Origin of the sequence: Pseudoalteromonas sp. PA2MD11 (assembly GCF_017808125.1) — a bacterium.
Lineage (GTDB): Bacteria > Pseudomonadota > Gammaproteobacteria > Enterobacterales > Alteromonadaceae > Pseudoalteromonas > Pseudoalteromonas simplex.
The window spans coordinates 117,319-134,450 of sequence record NZ_JADKNF010000004.1; the positions used below are offsets into that span (position 1 = coordinate 117,319).

The window sequence follows — 17,132 nt, forward strand, 5'->3', positions numbered from 1 at the left end:
TATTGGTTAAATAACGTAAAATAGCGAAAAGGTAAAATTATAGGTGTTTTATGCAGGTTTATTTAGTCGGTGGCGCAGTCAGAGACGCCCTACTTGGTCGTGACGTTAAAGAACGCGATTATGTGGTGGTTGGTGCAACGCCTGAACAACTTATCAACCAAGGCTATCAACAAGTTGGTAAAGATTTTCCGGTATTTTTACACCCACAAAGTAAAGAAGAATATGCGCTGGCGCGCACCGAGCGAAAACAAGGTCAAGGTTACACTGGCTTCATTTGTGATTTCGCGCCGGATGTCACATTAGAGCAAGACTTAACTCGTCGAGATCTCACCGTAAACGCCATTGCTCAAGCACAAGATGGTAGCTTAGTTGACCCTTTTTCTGGCCAACAAGACCTTGAGAATCGTGTCTTACGTCATGTCTCCGATGCCTTTAGTGAAGACCCTTTGCGCATATTGCGAGTAGCCCGTTTTGCTGCTCGTTATCATTACCTAGGCTTTACTATCGCCCCAGAAACCCAGTCACTATTAACCGAGATGGTTAAAGCCGGTGAACTGAACACGCTAACTGCTGAACGCGTTTGGTTAGAATGCGAAAAATCTCTCAGTGATGGCGCATTTAGCGAGTTTCTAAATGTACTTGCCAGCATCCATGGCCTGTATGTAATTAGCCCTGAGCTTGAAAGTAAATGGTGTGATGAGCTTTACCGTACCTTACAAGCTCGCTTTGCCTATGCGAATGAACAACAAATTAGTGACACTGCGTTATTATTCAGCCAAGTTACCTTAGCGCTTTCAAACAATGAGATAAAAGCGATAGCTAGCAACATACGCTTACCTAATGAAGTGCGCGATTTAGCGCTGTTTAGTCAAACTCATCAAACAAGTTTAAGTGCAGAAAAGCCGACTAGCGAGGCCGTTTTTGCTTGCTTTAATCAACTTGATTTATGGCGTCGCCCTGAACGTTTTGAGCAAGTACTCAAAGCATTAGAAGTTAGTCACCAACAGCCTGTAGTTTGTTATGACTCTCTCAAAAACGCAGCCACCCAAGCACGAGCTGTTAACCCGCAACAGTTTATTGCGCAAGGTATTAAAGGCGCAGAAATAAAAACCGCGCTTGAGCAAGCGCGGTTAGAGATTATTAAAGGTTACTTTTCGTAGCGCACTAAACGCAAATAAACATCGGACGTTTTTGCGTGAAGACTGTTGATGCCTTTATCAAACTGGTACACCCAAGCTAGATCAGTACGACTGATCCCTGAAGTGCTACTCCAATAGTTTTGCAGCTTAGTCGATAAAAATGCGTTTTCGTTGATACTAGGCTGCACACAACTATGCTCTAAAATACTGGCTAACTCTTTAACATTTGGCACATGCCAATCGCTGTAATCAGCAAAGGTTGCATTTTCAGCCCCGCGTAAAGCTTCGCCCCAAGTAAGCTGCTGACTATTACCTTCACACGTATCCGTTTCAGCGTTGTAGCTTTGACCAAACGTACAACGTTGCCACATTAGACCTGTTTCGCTGTCGCTCACTGTGCCATCTTCGTTAATAACAAAGCGGCTATCAGGAGTCGTTTCATTGACAGCGCTATAACATACTTGCGCAGCGGCATAACCCGATTGAAGAGCAATAACAGTAAGTGCTGTAATTAATGGTAACTTTCGCATATTACTCTCCTGGCGTTCTAACTAAGCGCACAAAGGCGGTGTTACTTTTCGGATACGCTAAATCATTAGCACTACTCATATCGATAATATAAGCTTGCGATAAACTTGTACCGTCTGCCGCGGTTTGCGAAGTCCAATAAGGCATAAATGAACTGCTACCAGTGCTTAACTGAGTATCACTTGGTTGATTTGGGAAGAAGTCACTGTTAAGTAACGTAGACTCACCTTGCTTGGCATAATCTAATAACCCTAATAACTCGGTGTAAGTTGGCACACGCCAGTTTGTACCACCGCAAAAATCGCTGCTGTTTACATCATTAATGTAAGTTTGTAGGCCACAGTCACTGGTGCTTGGACAGGTAGAGCCCGCAGCCCCTTGTACACTCCCCGTTTGCACACCGCTTGAACCATTTAAATACCAAGTATAATGATTTGATGCTGCACGCTCGGAGGTTGCCGGTGGCAATGTTGAACTGGCTTCTTTTACTTCCCAAATAAGCCCAGTTACATTATCGCGTACGCAACTAAAGCTAGTCGCATCATCTGGAAGTTCGTCAGCAAACTCATTCATCTTAGTAAAATCAAATGCCAAATCACCTAGGCCGACTTTATCGAGCTGATTTGCGACGCTGTCACGACCTATATCTGCGTCTTGGCTTGGGAAGTCTTCGCTGCTGCAATTAATTTTTTGCGAATTGTTGTAGCAATCACTCATCCCGGTATCGTTAATTAACCCCAGTGGTTTTGGGCTAATATCAATAATCACTGTATCTGTGTCGCTACGCGATTTACTGTCTGTCACGGTAACTTCAAAACTAAGCTCTGAATCGGTATCAACATCAGGGGCTACAAACGTCGTGATACATTGGTTCTGGTTTGCCAACGTCACGGTATCGCCCGTTAATTGCTGCCAAAAACATGATTTTGTTGCCGTCACAATTTCACTATTGCTGGCATCAAGGGTTACGGTATCAAACTCGATAACCTGCTGATCAACACCTGCATCAGCAATAATTACCTCAACCGTTTTGTTTAAGGTGAACGACGCCTCAGTACTTGCTGAGCCACCTTCATCATCGGTTACAGTTAAACGCCATGTCACCGCTGTATTTGATTCAAGTAGTGGGTGAGTAAAGCTAATGGTTTGGTTGTTGTAGTTGTCAGCCGTTAAATCAGGGCCATCAAGTTGAGTCCATAAATAACTGTCAACTGTACCGTTTTCATCTATATCAACAGATTCTTCGCCACTTAATGTGATCACATCATTATATTTTGACGGTAACTCTTCTGGCGCAGTTTGGGTGATCACTGCAACTGGCAGTTGATTATTCGAGGTAATAAAAATACTGACCTGATCGGAAACAAGTTGCCCATCGTCGGTTTGGTAATTTACTTTTAAAACAAGTTCTGAGTTAAGTTTAATATCAGGAGCTGTAATGGTTTGTTCAGCACCTTCGGCAGGAAAACCTTCTACTGCGGGGCCACTGACGCGCTCCCAGGTAAAGGTACCATCTGCAGGAGAGCCTTTAGCTGAGACAGTAAATTCACTTTTTTCAATAATTTGTTGATCTGAACCAGCATTAACTGTCGCTGCGATTGTATTCGAATCACTCGAACCGCCACCACCACAAGCTGTTAATGTTGTTAATGCTATTAGGCTAAGAGGCACTAATCTCATGAATACCACCTTAAAATACAAAGCCGGCAATAACCGGCTGCCAAATAAACTAACAACTAGCAATTAAAATGCCAAACTTGGGGTTATAAATAACTTTCTTGGTGGATACGTACGAAGAGCTTGGTGCCTATTTTACTGTAATCTACTTTGTATTCTCTGCCATCTAGAGCTTGGATAAACAACAAACGTTTTTCTTCTGCAAATACATCTGGGCTTGATACATACACCATTTCTAAATAACGCTCTTTAGCCTCGCGACGATTTTTTGGCAGGTCTTCTTTAAACGGCTCTAAACCATTTTGAGTAACTTTAATGCGCGGATGGTTCTCACCATTCACAACCACTAAATCGAGTTTCTTATCTTTATGTATAATTGTGTTTCGACCGCTTTTAATAAAAGAACGTTCTTGACTCATAGTCTTTTCCTACTACATAACTGCCGCCTATAGCTTACTTTTCTGTAAGCGAGCCTCTAAAAACTCTTTAGGGTTCAGTTTCCAACGATTCAAATCAGCACTGAATTGCCAAATATCAACATTAAGAACATTGGCAGGTAATAGTAAATCGTATCCTGTCAACTGCCTTAAATGTTGCGTACGATTGGCAAACATGGCAATCAATCCTTTATAAATCTGACCACTAGGGGCCGTGTAGTCCGTCTCTTCTATTAACCATTCTGATGGGCAATCACCATTTTTGCAATACTTTTGAATGACTTGCATAAATAAATGACGTTGCTCGATAAGTAATCGTCCGGCAATTCTTGGGTGAATCTGTGTTAAAAATTCATCTATGTTATTGAGTTTAATACCAACGGCATTTAACTCAAGGTATTCTAAGCCCTGTTCCACTTTTGGTATACCACTATGATGAAAATTAGCACGATTTAACTGCCAATTCCCAATCTTATGATGATAAATAAGCAAATTCTGAGTAAAAGTTAAGCTAAAGTATGGTTCTTGAGTTTTTAAAAAGCCAATAAAAATTGCCGCTATGCAGGTTGTGGCTAAAAAAATCTCAACAATGCTAATTTCACCGGGTCTCAATAAGTTAACCAGCATAATAATGATTAACCCTATTCCACCAACAATTAAAAACTCACTGCCATGGCGAGATGATTGAGCACGCACTTTTAGTGCAGGAAGATTTTTATCCATAAACAGAGAAGTAAAAAATAAACATCACAATTGTGACCAATATTATTTTTCTGAGCGTTAAACAATAATTACACTTTGGTGCTTTACTCATTCTAAACCTTTCTTATTTTGTCACAATAAAGGAACAAATTAGCATAACTTTTCACTTTTACGCTAAATGCACAAATTTATGAGATACCTGACATACGTGGCACGTACTAATTTTGTACACTACACTCAACTAAATTTCTGGTAACACGACGATGTACTCTACACAATCTGGTAAGGCACTATTCCCTTTTATTATTACCCTTTTTCTAGGGTTATGCATTTACTTATACCTTCCTTCGAGCCAAGGTGAGCAGAGCAACTTCTCAGGCGCTGCAACTCAAGTAGCAGCTCACACTGTCACATCTGAAGAAAATGCTGTGCTCATAGAAGCAATAGGTAGTGCTCGTGCTAACCAAGCGATCTATATTCGCAGTGCGCAAAACGATTATGTTACCGATATATTTTTCAATGATGGCGACTTAGTCAGTAAAGGTCAAAAACTGGTTCAGTTACAGTCTCAAGAAGAAGAATTAGCAGTTAAAGAGCTAAGCATTAATTTACGCGAAGAGCGCCGTCAACTTGAGCGTCTCACTGAACTATCACGCTCACAATCAACGGCTAAATCTTTACTAGAAGAGCAGCTTTCACGTGTTGATGCAACCGAGGCGCAGCTTGAGAGCGCCAAAACCAAGCTAGCAGAAATGACGATTAAAGCACCGTTTTCTGGCTTACTTGGCAAGCGCGAGATTTCAATTGGTACTTATGTTAGCAATACTACAAACATCACCACCCTTGATGATATCAGCATCATTAAAGTCGACTTTAAAGTGCCAGAAAAATACCTAGCGCAGTTACAACTGGGTATGAAAGTGATGACGCAAAATGATGCTTACCCAGAAAAAACCTTCAACGGTAAAGTGACCCACATTAGCTCGCGTATCGATTCAGTCACTCGTAGCGTTGAAGTGACAGCAAGCTTTATCAATGAAAAAGGCCTATTACGCCCAGGCATGCTGTTAAATACAGCATTAGAGTTAAGCTCAAACCAAGCGCTAATGGTACCAGAGAAAGCCGTCATTCCTCAGCAAGACAAACACTACGTGTTCCAAATTGAAGATGGCGTTGCTAACAAAGTCGAAGTACATGTAGCGGGTCGTCACAATGGCTGGGTAGCTATTGATAAAGGCCTTGAAAATGGTCAGCAAGTCGTGACTGAAGGCATCATTAAGATCCGTACTGGCAGCAAAGTAAGTATCAAAGGCTAAACCATGAAAATTACTGATACTAGCGTTAAACGCCCGGTCTTTGCGATCGTAATAAACCTGTTGTTACTTACCTTTGGTTTGGTGGCATTTTCTATGCTCCCCCTGCGTGAATACCCAGATATTGAAACACCGATTGTTAGTGTGAGCACTGATTACACCGGCGCCAGCGCAGAGATTATTGAAACTAAAATCACCCAAGTACTCGAAAACCGCATTTCGGGTATCGAAGGCATTAAAAGTATTAACTCGTCGAGCCGAAATGGTCGCTCAAACATCACCATTGAGTTTAATATCAGCCGCGATATCGATGCCGCATCAAACGATGTACGCGAACGTGTAGCCCGTGCCCTTGATAGCTTACCAGAGCAAGTTCGCCCACCAGAGGTCTCTAAATCAAACAGTGATGAAAGCCCAATTGCCTGGTTCGTACTAAACAGTACGACTATGGATTCATTGCAGTTATCTGATTACGCACAGCGCTTTATTGTTGACCGATTAGCCGTTGTTGATGGTGTCTCTAACGTACGCGTGGGTGGCGAGCGTAAATACGCCATGAAAATTTGGTTAAACCGTAAAGCGATGGCTGCACGCGGTATTACCAGTAGCGATATTGAAAACACCTTACGCACTGAAAACGTTGAATTGCCCGCCGGTGAAATCGAATCTATCGACCGTGATTTTACAGTACGTACCGCGCGTAGTTATAAAGATCAGCGAGATTTTAGAAACTTAGTGATCAAACGTGGCGATGATGGCTATTTAGTTCGTTTAGGTGAAGTGGCTGATGTTCACTTAGAAGCTGCTGACGACGAAAGCTTATTCCGTGGTAATGGCCGTAATATGATTGGTTTGGGTATCGTCAAGCAAGCCAAAGCCAATACCCTAACCGTGGTTGATAATGCCCGCGCTGAGCTTGAAAAAATTAAGCGTAACCTGCCAGAAGGTACCACCATTCAAGACAGCTATGACTCATCAATTTTCATCAAAGAATCGATTGATGAAGTATATAGGACCCTTGGGATTTCAATGGCGCTGGTTGTATTGGTTATTTACCTATTCTTAGGCAATATTCGCGCAACCCTAGTGCCTGCTGTAACCGTACCAGTGGCGTTAGTGGGTAGCTTTATGTTCTTGCTCGCTATGGGTTACTCAATCAACTTGTTAACTCTTCTGGCACTCGTGCTTGCTATCGGTTTGGTAGTGGATGATGCGATTGTAATGCTTGAGAATATTCACCGCCGTATAGAGCTGGGTGAACCACCACTGCTTGCTGCATTTCGTGGTGCCCGTGAAGTTGGCTTTGCGATTATTGCCACCACCCTCGTACTGATTGCGGTGTTCGTGCCGCTAGTGTTTATGGATGGCCGTATTGGTGCCCTATTCACGGAATTTGCGATGGCAGTTAGCGCTGCAGTGTTCTTCTCTAGTATTACGGCATTAACACTTTCTCCAGCGCTTTGCTCTAAAGTATTGAAAGCTTCAGAAAAAGAAAGCAAATTTAGCCAGTGGATGGATAGAACCTTTAACAAAATCGAAAACGCCTATCGTAACTCGCTGGCTTCAAATATGAGCCGTAAATGGAGCTTGCTACTGACTATGATTTTGGCTGGTGTTGCCAGCTTTATGCTGTTTCAAAAAGTGCCTTCAGAACTTACGCCAAAAGAAGACCGCGGTACTTTCTTTATCATGATGAGTGGTCCTGAGGGCGCAAGTTATGAAAATAACGCTGCAAACATGGCTAAAATTGAAGAACGTTTAATGCCTTACTCTGAGTCTGGTGAATTGAGCCGAGTGCTTGTTCGTGTGCCGGGCTGGGGTGGTCAAGGTGGTGTTGCTATCATAGGTATGGCTGACTGGGATAAGCGTAAGCGCTCAACCTGGGAAGTGATGGACGAAATCAGCGGTAAAATGACTGAAGTGACTGATGTGCGTGCGTTTGCCATTATGCGCCGTGGTATTGGTGGCGGCGGTTCATCTCGTCCGATTGAATTTGTACTGCAAGGTAACGATTACGACCAACTAGCCGATTGGCGAGACCGTATTATTAAGCGCGCTGAGAAAAACCCAGGCTTGGTAAGAATCGATCATGATTACAAAGAAACGTTCCCGCAGTTTTTAATCAACATTGATAAAAACAAAGCCGCAGATTTAGGGGTTTCTGTATCTGATGTGGGACGCACACTCGAAACCATGTTAGGGCAACGCCGCGTAACGACCTTTATCGACCGTGGTGAAGAATACGATGTGATTTTAAAAGGCACCAAAGAAGACTTTGCTAATCCGACTGATATCTCAAATATCTATTTAAAATCACGCAGTGGCGAATTAGTACCGCTTGATAGCTTAATTAGCTTAAAAGAAGAAGCCACTGCATCGCGTTTAAACCGTTATAACCGTATGCGCGCAATTACGTTAAGTGCGAACTTAGCAGATGGTTATACCCTAGAAGAAGCGCTTAACTTCTTAAATCAAGTAGCAGCAGAAGAAAACGACATCGACGGTGCAATTGACTACAAGGGTGAATCGCAGCTGTTCTATGAAGGCGCGTCGGCAATGACCTATGTATTCATTCTGGCACTGACAGTCACCTTTTTGGTACTTGCAGCCCAGTTTGAAAGCTTTATTCACCCATTTGTGATCATGCTTACTGTGCCACTTGGTTTAGTGGGAGCATTATTTGGTTTGTGGTACACCGGACTTACTCTTAATATTTACAGCCAAATTGGTATTGTAATGCTGATAGGTTTAAGTGCGAAAAACGGTATCTTGATTGTTGAGTTCGCCAACCAACTGCGCGATAAAGGCGTTGAGTTTAACGAAGCGATTAGCCAAGCTGCTACGCAGCGTTTACGCCCAATTATTATGACCTCATTGACCACAGTGATGAGCTCGGTACCGCTAGTTCTTGCAAGTGGCCCAGGTGCAGAAAGCCGCATGGTAATTGGTGTGGTGGTGTTTACTGGTGTTATTGTTGCAACCTTACTTACCTTATTCGTGGTACCTGCAGCATACAGTGCACTTGCTCGAAATACTCAGTCGCCTGAGTACTTACAAAGCAAGTTAGAACAACAAGCAAAAGACAAGCCGTTAGAAGAAATTTAAAACGCACTTTATTGATACAAAACGCCGTCTTTACGGCGTTTTGTTTTTTCGGCTATAGTCAGCAAAACGATAAGGGAGTTTAATATGGATAACAACATACAAATAGCCACTTTTGGCGGCGGCTGCTTTTGGTGTATTGATGCCGCATTTAGACGTGTGAAAGGCGTGCTTAATGTCAGCTCTGGCTATGCAGGCGGTGAGATTGAAAACCCTAGTTATCAGCAAATTTGTACTGGCTTAACGGGTCACGCTGAGGTGGTTCAGCTCGATTTTGACAGTAGTATCGTGAGCTACAACACCCTGCTTGAAATGTTCTTCACTTTACACGATGCCACACAATTAAACCGCCAAGGTAATGATGTCGGCACTCAGTATCGCAGTGTTATTTATTATCATAATGAACAGCAAAAAGCAGAATCTCAAGCCATGATTGATGCTTTACAAAAGCAAATTCGTGAGCCGATTGTCACCGAGCTGAGTCCGCTTACAAACTTTTACCCTGCAGAGCAGTACCATCAAGACTATTACAATGAAAACCCAAATCAAGGTTATTGCAGTATTCTTATTGCCCCAAAGCTTACAAAGTTCGAACAGTATTACGCAGCTAAACTTAAATGAAAAAAGCCCGCTAAGTAGGTAGCGAGCTTTTAAACGCAGAACTAATAATTTTCCTTATTATTAGAACTGATAACGGGCACCTACAAACAAGCGACGCTCGGCCGTGTTGTAGTAATAAAATTCGTCGTTGATGTAATCACCATCTAGGTCTGTACCATAGGCATCAACGGCGTTGTACTCTTTATCGAATAGGTTTTCTACACGAAGTGACACTGTTAAGTTGTCAGTCGCTTGGTAGTGACCAACTAAATTCCATAACGTATACGATGGTAAGTGCGTTAACTTGCCATCACGATCACCACGGTATTGCATATCGATACCAGCATCAAAATCACCCCATGCTTTGTTTAATGACCAATTCACACTGTGATTTGACACATAGGTTAGTGACTGACCTGTCTCAGTATCTTCCGCTGAAAGGTAGGTAAAGTTAAAGCTGTGATCAAAGCCAAATACTTGGTTTTTAAAGCTAAACTCAACACCTTCGTGGCGAGCTTCGTTTATATTAGTTGGGATCCACTGCCCTGATGCATTTGGTGCCCAAGCGATTTTGTTGTCGATTTCGCTGCGGAAAATCGCAATATCAAGGCTGATATCATTCACATTGAGTGATAAGCCAAGCTCTTGGTTATCTGATGTTTCAGGGTTTAACTCTGGGTTACCTGAGCCCGGGTAATATAGGTCATTAAATGTTGGAGATTTAAAACCTGTGCTTTGACTTACGCGGAATGTAGCGATGTCATTTAAGTGATAGCCAACAGCTGCAGTGTAAGTTGTTTCATCACCAAACTGCTGATCATCATCTTGGCGAACGGTTAGGTTTGCCAGCACGTGTTCGTCGTCATAATAAGCGCCAACAAACGCAGCGAATACTTCACGGCTGTCTTTTAAATAAGTACCTGAGTTAGTGTTCACTTCATCTTTATACCAATTCAGACCGCCACTAAGAGTCAGTGCTTGATTGAAAAAGTATTGGCCATTGTAATCAATTTGCTCACGCTCAGTTTCAAACTTATCAACCACCGTTGCACCCGTGTAATCAATGCGTGAGTCATCTGAGCTATCACTTGATATGGCAATATCAATGGCATGACTGTGTTTTTCGGAAGCCTTTTTCCAACCTAGTGAAGCTTGGTAATTTTCGAACTCGCCTTTTTCTACGGTGCTGTCTGCTGGGCTATAAGCGCTATCGTATTTTGCTTCGCCTTCTGAGTATTGTGCTTGCGCTAAAAACTCACCTAACTGCTCATTTTGATAACCAAGATTAAAGCCAAGGTTTTTGTTCTCGTAGCCGTCTTCATCTGGCGCTAAGCCTTGCAGAACATCAAAACCATCTGTTTTTTCATAACCGGCATTAACGGCAACATCAACACCTGCAAACTGACCACCTGTCGCTACTTGGTACTCTTGGTAAGAGTCTGAGCCAAAAGTAACATCTAAGGTCGTGTTTTGTGCTTTACGGGTAATGATATTAATCACACCAGCTAGCGCATCAGAACCATATACAGCTGCACGTGAGCCTTTAATTACTTCAACACGCTCAATACTGTTTAAAGGAATATTGCTAATACTTTTATAGCCAAGTGTTGCAGAGCCTGTGCGTACACCATCAATTAAAATAAGTGTATGACGAGAACTTGCACCACGTAATGACACACCAGAGCTTTGCCCAAAACCACCATTGGCATTAATTTGAAAGCCTGCTTGAGTGGCTAGTAAGCTTGGTAAGTCACGAACATAGCTTGCTTCAATATCAGCGCGGTCGATGACAGTAACACTGGCTAATACATCATTAATTGATTGTTCGAATTTATTGGCAGAAACTGTGATGTGCTCGATTGATTGCTCGTCAGCAGATACAGAAAAAGACAACGCAGCAGCAACCGCTACGCCTAACGCAGATTTATTTAGCATGATATCCCCTAGCCTGTGCCCACCGCACACGCGAATAGTAAGTTACTTCAAGGCCGGTCTCCGGACTCTGTACATGCATGGCATCTACATTACCGTTGCGGGGGCAGTGTTGGCATTGTTTTCTCCCTGAAAACGCACCAACTTCCCGATTATCTTGCGACTATTTCACCCTTTGAAATAAAACGTATCTGAAGATACAGCAAGCACCTCGAAAATAGGCCGTTATTGTGATGATTTTGGGGAGGAAAGTCAATGGACGGCTATACTTCTAAAACAAAGTTTTAAGTCTAAAGCTGCAAGTTAAGTGCTAAGATGTAAGCCTAAAGTAAAAAAGCCAATCAGCATGCTGATTGGCTTTTGAATCTCATTTATAAAATTAGAGAAAAATACTCAATATTAATCACAGTAATTCTCAACAACTTTATAGTTTGAACTTTCAACTTTTTCATAAGTACCTTCATTCGAAAGTACAATTTCAAACAATTTTACACCGCACGTTTCTTTCCCATTAGGCAACTCAACGTAATCATATAAAGCCTCATAGTTAGCATCTTCTTTTGGCATGAAAGTTATTATTTTTCTACACCAAGAGTACAGCACACCACCTGAATCGTTCTGACCTGGAGAAAAGCCGGTAATTCCAACCCCATTAAATTGAAATGAAAATTGCTTTTCTGCAGGAATATAAACTTCATTTTGATGCGAGTCACCAAGCTCTGTATCATAAGCTGGCATGTTTAAACGGCTGAGACTTCTTACGAGGTTTGCTTTAACACCAAGAGTGGCTATGTGATTATTTGACCCTACTTTTTTAGCAATACACTCACTCTTTTCAGGTACATTGATAAAATTATTATTGCTAGGAACAGACGCTAAACGAAGTTTGGCGCTGGGCCCATCAACCATTGGCTGCGAGTACTTATTTGATGCACATCCAGATAAAATAACAGCCCCTGCCAACACTAAAACTTTTTTCAATACATTCTCCTTAGTGAAATGAAAAGCCAGCATTCTAATTTAGAAACAAAAAAAACCAAGGCTTTTAAATTAAAGTCTTGGTTTAGTCATCATTTACCCACAAACTTGGTATTTGTTGGTAAAAATAAGTACTGTGTGGACCTGTGTATTTTCTGTTTATTACGATCTATTGCTTTGTTTTTTACTGACATAAATATCCTCTAGCTGAACATAGCTAGAAGATATCTTTTTCTCTGTAACCTAATATTCGTCTCAAAATACGCTCCTTGTAAAGTTCAGAAACTTGCAGGCTTATAGCTTAAAACTTAAAGCTATATATTAATCGCGGAAGTTTTTGAACTGGAATGGTTGACCTAAATCAGCAGTACGAACAACTTGCATTGCTTCTTGTAAATCATCACGCTTTTTACCAGTTACACGTAATTCTTCACCTTGAATAGCGGCTTGTACTTTGATCTTTGAGTCTTTGATTAACTTAACGATTTTCTTCGCTACGTCTTTTTCGATACCTTGCTTAAGAGCAACGTCACGCATTACGTATTTACCGCTACGCGATTCATCTTTAAGCTCAAGGCTAGATACATCTAAGCCACGCTTTGAAATTTTCGCAGCAAGAATGTCAAAAAGTTGCATTACTTGTTGTGGTGCTTCTGCTTTTAACTTGATTACTTTATCACTTAGTTCGATTGATGCATCAACACCACGAAAATCAAAACGCGTCTCTAGTTCACGCTTTGCATTATCTACTGCATTCTGCGCTTCGTTCATTTCTACTTCAGAAACAATATCAAATGAAGGCATGGGGTTCTCCTAACATAGTCTTTTTTAAATTCATTTATGGTTGGCAATTATAACGCTTATTTGTCGATTCTTTCTATTTTTATCCGACTTGTTCAGGTGCGATGCAAAAATTGTTTGATATACTGGCCATTCAATTTCGGCATTTTTAGGGTTTATTGTGACAAGGCGTGTTTACCAAGTTATCTTTTTAGCCAGCATTATTGGCTTTACGATTTTGTTTGCCAAAGAAATTAAAGGGGTGAGTAACCTCTTCCCACACGTAGATAAAGTGGCGCATTTTGGTATTTTCTTTGTACTGGCTTTGGTGATGGATAAAGCCTTTAAATTACCACTTATGGTGCAAATTTTACTGTTAGCCGGATATGGTGCGGCCATTGAGTTTATGCAAGATATGCTGCCTTACCGTCAAGCCTCGGTTGGTGACTTTATCGCTGACTTTATTGGTGCCATCAGCTATTTTGCTATAAAACTTGGTTTTCATTTAGGTAGAAAGCAACGTAATGGCTAATGTTTTAATTGTTGGCGATGGTGCGATTGGCTTATTGTTTAGCCATTTTTTATCTGCACAACATGACATCACATTACTGACCCGTAAGCCGACCCTGACTACGCGTTTTTATCAAGCAAGTAATGGTAAATCACACCCGATTAAAGCTCGCCTTATACATCACAAAGAGCTAAGCCAATCCGCCCCCTTTGATTTGGTGTTAATTACCGTTAAAGCATTCCAGGTGCAAACAGCCTTTGGGCAAGTAAAGCCTTATCTCAGTAAAACATGCCAAATCGTTCTTTCTCATAATGGCATGGGTAATGTTGATGAGCTTAATGCCCAGCTTTTGAATACGCAAGGATTAGCGTTTTTAACAACGCGTTTAGCTGGTTTTAAAACAACGCCTTATAGCGTAAACCATACAGGTAATGGTGAAAGTGTGCTAGGCGCATGTAATGCAGCTGCAAGCGAAAAGCTCAACGAGCTTAAGCAGCAGTTTAGTTACTTACCGCATTTTTCTGTGAGCGATGATATTCACTCATTACGATGGCAAAAACTGTTAGTGAATATTGCCATTAACCCGTTAACAGCAATTCATAACGTAAAAAATGGCCAGTTACGTGCACCGCAATTTAGCACGCGCATTATTAATTTACTCAATGAGGCCTGCTTGGTTGCCAATAAACAAGGGGTTAAAGTAAAGCTCAGCGAGGCGCTGGATCAAGCCTACTCTGTGATGACAGCCACCGCTGAAAACTTTTCTTCTATGCAACAAGACATCAGCCATAATCGAGAATCTGAAATTGATGCAATTTGTGGTTATGTGTGCGAGCAAGGCGCTAAGTTAGGAATAAAAACCCCCTATAATCAAGCAATGCTCAGCATGATAAAAATAAAAAGTTAATGAGCTGCTAGTTACTAGGGGAAAGAGTAAAGTTACTAGCTTATCGTTTCTCGTTTCAGATTAATTATTTCAGGTATTAAAAAAGCGCGAACATTTCGCGCTTTTATCAGTATCTCTTACGGACGATACACTTTTACGTTGCTAAAGCCTTCTTCGTGCAAGATCAGCGCTTGTAGCTGACTCATCACACCTTTAGCACAATATAAGTAATATTCTTTATCTTTTGGTAAGTCACCAAATTTAGTTGCTAAGCGGAAGAAAGGTAAATGTACAACTTCAATACCTTCAAGTTCTAGTGGGTTTGCGTCTTCTTCTTCAGGTGAGCGAATATCAACAACAACCGCCCCTTCTGGTAAATCAGATACAGACTCGGCTTCTTTCACTTCTTCTTTTGCTTCGGTGTCGATATCGCGAATATCCATCACACGTGCATTTTCAACAACTGTATTTAGCACGTCGAAGTCAAACTTAGCTTCTTCGGCAAGAATAGTTTTGATTTTAGCTTTAACCGTTGGCTTTTTAGAAATGACGCCACAGTATTCAGGCATGCTTTCTGCCATCTCTGCTGTGCCGATTTGACGCGCAATATTGATAATATCTTGCTTGTCGTGTTGGATTAACGGGCGAATGATTAAAGTTTCCGTCACACGGTCAATCACACTTAGATTAGCCAATGTTTGGCTTGATACCTGACCAATACTTTCGCCAGTCACTAGCGCTTGTACACCTAGTTTTTCTGCAACTTGGCTACCGGCACGCATCATCATACGCTTAAGCACAACACCCATTTGGCTGTTTTCAACATTCTCTAAAATCTCAGCAACAACAGGTTCAAAATCAACAGTAACAAACTTCACTTTGTGAGTAGAGCTGAACTGTTTCCAGATATAATAACTCGCCTGCTTAACACCGATTTCGTGCGCAGCACCACCTAAGTTAAAGAACAAGAAGTGAGTACGCGCACCTTTACGGATCATTTGGTAGCTTGCAACACCAGAGTCAAAACCGCCCGACATAAGCGATAATACATCTTCTTGTGTTGGCAACGGGAAGCCCGCCATACCTAAGTGAGTTTGAGTAACAATGTATGCTTTATCATCACGTACTTCTAAGCGAACAGTCACTTCAGGGTGAGATAATTTAACGCGCGCACCTTCAACATGCTGGTTTAAACCACCACCTACGTAGCGCTCTACATCGCTCGATGTGAAATCATGCTTACCAGAACGTTTACAACGCACACAGAAGGTTTTGCCCGCAATCGTGTGGCCGATTAGTTCAAGTGCTTTTTGGTAAATATCGTCGATTGAGTCAAAGTCTGTTTCTGTTACTTCAATAAACTGTACGATACCTGGAATGCGTTTTAAGCCGTCGATAATATCTAAGCGAACTTGCTCAGAGTCTAGCAAGCTAACAACAGAGATATTGTCCCAGTTGTTTCTTACCTGCACTTTTTCGTCAACACGACGCAAAACGATCTTAATGTTATTTTCTAATAACTTGGTAAAACGCTTACGAACAGATTTACTCTTGATCGCGATTTCAGGGTGTAATTTGACGATAAATTTAAGCATAGTTCACTCTTAGACTGTGGATTTCACACGCCCTAAGGTATAGCAACCTCAAGGGCGCGCGATTATAACAAAAATTATAGCGTCTAGGAAATAAACTGCTTTGCGGGGTTATAGTTCGCTTTGCTCTGTTTCAGCAAGGGCTAAATACTTTGCCCTTAATTGATTTACTTGCTCTAAGTGTTGCTCGGTGCAATGGGCTTTTAATAGCAACAATACCTTTAAAATACCGTTATAAATATCGGCTCTGGCAAGTTCGCCGCTTAAGCGGCGAGCTTTGATGTAAGGTGTCCAAAAGCTCACGGTCATTTTAAGCATATGCGCAAGCTCTGTAACATCTTCATCTTCAATACAAATGATACCGCCTTCTCGTAATGCAAAAAGTACCTCTTTTACTTGCTCCAAAAGCTCTGCTTGAAACGCAATGTAGCCTTTTTTCAGCTCTTCATCACGAGATAAAATATCGCCTAAGTTGTCGTAGAAAAACTGAAAACGCCACATAAGTTCAAATAGCGAATCAAGATAGCCCGCTAGGTTTTCTAGTGCATCATCGTCAGGAGTCAGTGGCTTAAAGTGGGTATGTAAATGGTCGCTATACAAAGCAAATATGTGGCGAATAATATCTTCTTTATTTTTAAAGTGATAATACAAGTTACCTGGGCTTATCCCCATATGCGAAGCAATATGGTTAGTTGTTATGGCACGCTCACCGTGGCGATTAAATAATTCGATGCTGGTGTGTATGATCTTGTCCTTTGTGCTCATAGCCTATTTACTCTGTTTTTTATGATTATTACGGTCCCCAGCCGAGCAGTATAAACAAATGCGCGACAATTAAATACTACCTTGAAAAATATTAACCTCAATCGGCTTAGTACCTTATATAGGTGAAGGTTCCTAATCCGATACGCGTATTTTCTAAGCTGCATAGTCGAGAAAACACTGTTAATATAGC

Annotated in this window: 15 protein-coding genes and 1 riboswitch; of the genes, 6 read left to right on the forward strand and 9 right to left on the reverse strand. The window is 41.6% G+C overall.

Annotated elements, in window-relative coordinates; genetic code table 11:
• Positions 1–50: 50 nt before the first annotated feature.
• On the forward strand, positions 51–1,160 hold the full coding sequence (locus ISP07_RS06850; RefSeq protein WP_209327170.1) for a tRNA nucleotidyltransferase: 1,110 nt from the start codon (positions 51–53) through the stop codon (positions 1,158–1,160).
• Here ISP07_RS06850 and ISP07_RS06855 read toward each other — a convergent pair.
• From ISP07_RS06855 to ISP07_RS06870, 4 genes are all read right to left on the reverse strand, one after another.
• Positions 1,148–1,669 (reverse strand): DUF1566 domain-containing protein, encoded by a 522-nt coding sequence (locus tag ISP07_RS06855; protein WP_054551113.1) that lies wholly within the window; start codon positions 1,667–1,669, stop codon positions 1,148–1,150. The genes ISP07_RS06850 and ISP07_RS06855 overlap by 13 nt on opposite strands.
• Position 1,670: 1 nt before the next feature.
• On the reverse strand, positions 1,671–3,347 hold the full coding sequence (locus tag ISP07_RS06860; RefSeq protein WP_209327171.1) for a DUF1566 domain-containing protein: 1,677 nt from the start codon (positions 3,345–3,347) through the stop codon (positions 1,671–1,673).
• 83 nt (positions 3,348–3,430) lie between these two features.
• Positions 3,431–3,763, reverse strand: a complete 333-nt coding sequence (locus tag ISP07_RS06865; RefSeq protein WP_054551111.1) for a hypothetical protein — start codon at positions 3,761–3,763, stop codon at positions 3,431–3,433.
• Positions 3,764–3,790: 27 nt separating this feature from the next.
• Positions 3,791–4,504, reverse strand: a complete 714-nt coding sequence (locus ISP07_RS06870; RefSeq protein WP_209327172.1) for a DUF2982 domain-containing protein — start codon at positions 4,502–4,504, stop codon at positions 3,791–3,793.
• A gap of 242 nt (positions 4,505–4,746) precedes the next feature.
• Here ISP07_RS06870 and ISP07_RS06875 point away from each other — a divergent pair, with 242 nt between their 5' ends.
• The 3 genes from ISP07_RS06875 to msrA all read left to right on the forward strand — a co-directional run bounded on the left by ISP07_RS06875 (position 4,747) and on the right by msrA (position 9,519).
• Positions 4,747–5,799: an efflux RND transporter periplasmic adaptor subunit gene (locus ISP07_RS06875; protein ID WP_209327173.1), complete on the forward strand. Its 1,053-nt coding sequence runs from the start codon at positions 4,747–4,749 to the stop codon at positions 5,797–5,799.
• A 3-nt stretch (positions 5,800–5,802) separates the two neighbouring features.
• Positions 5,803–8,901: an efflux RND transporter permease subunit gene (locus ISP07_RS06880; protein ID WP_054551108.1), complete on the forward strand. Its 3,099-nt coding sequence runs from the start codon at positions 5,803–5,805 to the stop codon at positions 8,899–8,901.
• Between the two features lie 84 nt (positions 8,902–8,985).
• A complete protein-coding gene (gene msrA, locus ISP07_RS06885; RefSeq protein WP_209327174.1) occupies positions 8,986–9,519 on the forward strand; it encodes a peptide-methionine (S)-S-oxide reductase MsrA in 534 nt (177 codons plus the stop codon).
• 60 nt (positions 9,520–9,579) lie between these two features.
• On the opposite strand, the gene ISP07_RS06890 is transcribed toward msrA, so the two are convergent.
• The 3 genes from ISP07_RS06890 to ISP07_RS06900 all read right to left on the reverse strand — a co-directional run bounded on the left by ISP07_RS06890 (position 9,580) and on the right by ISP07_RS06900 (position 13,212).
• Positions 9,580–11,433, reverse strand: coding sequence for a TonB-dependent receptor domain-containing protein (locus tag ISP07_RS06890; RefSeq protein WP_209327175.1), 1,854 nt, complete (start codon positions 11,431–11,433; stop codon positions 9,580–9,582).
• 33 nt (positions 11,434–11,466) lie between these two features.
• A riboswitch (cobalamin riboswitch) is annotated at positions 11,467–11,621 on the reverse strand.
• A 208-nt stretch (positions 11,622–11,829) separates the two neighbouring features.
• Positions 11,830–12,411, reverse strand: coding sequence for a hypothetical protein (locus ISP07_RS06895; protein ID WP_138619262.1), 582 nt, complete (start codon positions 12,409–12,411; stop codon positions 11,830–11,832).
• Positions 12,412–12,729: 318 nt separating this feature from the next.
• Entirely contained in the window at positions 12,730–13,212 is a 483-nt protein-coding gene (locus ISP07_RS06900) for a YajQ family cyclic di-GMP-binding protein (RefSeq protein ID WP_054551104.1), read from the reverse strand.
• Between the two features lie 157 nt (positions 13,213–13,369).
• On the opposite strand from ISP07_RS06900, the gene ISP07_RS06905 reads away from it, so the two are divergent.
• Together ISP07_RS06905 and ISP07_RS06910 are read left to right on the forward strand one after the other, a co-directional pair.
• Positions 13,370–13,720, forward strand: a complete 351-nt coding sequence (locus ISP07_RS06905; protein ID WP_054551103.1) for a VanZ family protein — start codon at positions 13,370–13,372, stop codon at positions 13,718–13,720.
• Positions 13,713–14,606: a ketopantoate reductase family protein gene (locus ISP07_RS06910; protein ID WP_209327176.1), complete on the forward strand. Its 894-nt coding sequence runs from the start codon at positions 13,713–13,715 to the stop codon at positions 14,604–14,606. The genes ISP07_RS06905 and ISP07_RS06910 overlap by 8 nt, the downstream gene beginning before the upstream one ends.
• Before the next feature lie 116 nt (positions 14,607–14,722).
• Here ISP07_RS06910 and thiI read toward each other — a convergent pair whose 3' ends face one another.
• Both thiI and ISP07_RS06920 read right to left on the reverse strand, forming a co-directional pair.
• Positions 14,723–16,180 carry a tRNA uracil 4-sulfurtransferase ThiI gene (thiI, locus tag ISP07_RS06915; protein ID WP_054551101.1) on the reverse strand — a complete coding sequence of 486 codons (1,458 nt, stop codon included), beginning with the start codon at positions 16,178–16,180 and terminating at the stop codon, positions 14,723–14,725.
• 108 nt (positions 16,181–16,288) lie between these two features.
• Positions 16,289–16,942, reverse strand: coding sequence for a TetR/AcrR family transcriptional regulator (locus ISP07_RS06920; protein WP_054551100.1), 654 nt, complete (start codon positions 16,940–16,942; stop codon positions 16,289–16,291).
• Between the last annotated feature and the right edge of the window lie 190 nt (positions 16,943–17,132).

What these genes read in the sequence shown, in the direction of transcription:
- ISP07_RS06880 (WP_054551108.1), top strand. Translation starts at nt 5,803, where the DNA reads ATGAAAATTACTGATACTAGCGTTAAACGCCCGGTCTTTGCGATCGTA.
- ISP07_RS06890 (WP_209327175.1), bottom strand. Translation starts at nt 11,433, where the DNA reads ATGCTAAATAAATCTGCGTTAGGCGTAGCGGTTGCTGCTGCGTTGTCT.
- ISP07_RS06855 (WP_054551113.1), bottom strand. Translation starts at nt 1,669, where the DNA reads ATGCGAAAGTTACCATTAATTACAGCACTTACTGTTATTGCTCTTCAA.
- ISP07_RS06910 (WP_209327176.1), top strand. Translation starts at nt 13,713, where the DNA reads ATGGCTAATGTTTTAATTGTTGGCGATGGTGCGATTGGCTTATTGTTT.
- ISP07_RS06920 (WP_054551100.1), bottom strand. Translation starts at nt 16,942, where the DNA reads ATGAGCACAAAGGACAAGATCATACACACCAGCATCGAATTATTTAAT.
- ISP07_RS06860 (WP_209327171.1), bottom strand. Translation starts at nt 3,347, where the DNA reads ATGAGATTAGTGCCTCTTAGCCTAATAGCATTAACAACATTAACAGCT.
- msrA (WP_209327174.1), top strand. Translation starts at nt 8,986, where the DNA reads ATGGATAACAACATACAAATAGCCACTTTTGGCGGCGGCTGCTTTTGG.
- ISP07_RS06865 (WP_054551111.1), bottom strand. Translation starts at nt 3,763, where the DNA reads ATGAGTCAAGAACGTTCTTTTATTAAAAGCGGTCGAAACACAATTATA.
- ISP07_RS06875 (WP_209327173.1), top strand. Translation starts at nt 4,747, where the DNA reads ATGTACTCTACACAATCTGGTAAGGCACTATTCCCTTTTATTATTACC.
- ISP07_RS06870 (WP_209327172.1), bottom strand. Translation starts at nt 4,504, where the DNA reads ATGGATAAAAATCTTCCTGCACTAAAAGTGCGTGCTCAATCATCTCGC.
- thiI (WP_054551101.1), bottom strand. Translation starts at nt 16,180, where the DNA reads ATGCTTAAATTTATCGTCAAATTACACCCTGAAATCGCGATCAAGAGT.
- ISP07_RS06900 (WP_054551104.1), bottom strand. Translation starts at nt 13,212, where the DNA reads ATGCCTTCATTTGATATTGTTTCTGAAGTAGAAATGAACGAAGCGCAG.
- ISP07_RS06850 (WP_209327170.1), top strand. Translation starts at nt 51, where the DNA reads ATGCAGGTTTATTTAGTCGGTGGCGCAGTCAGAGACGCCCTACTTGGT.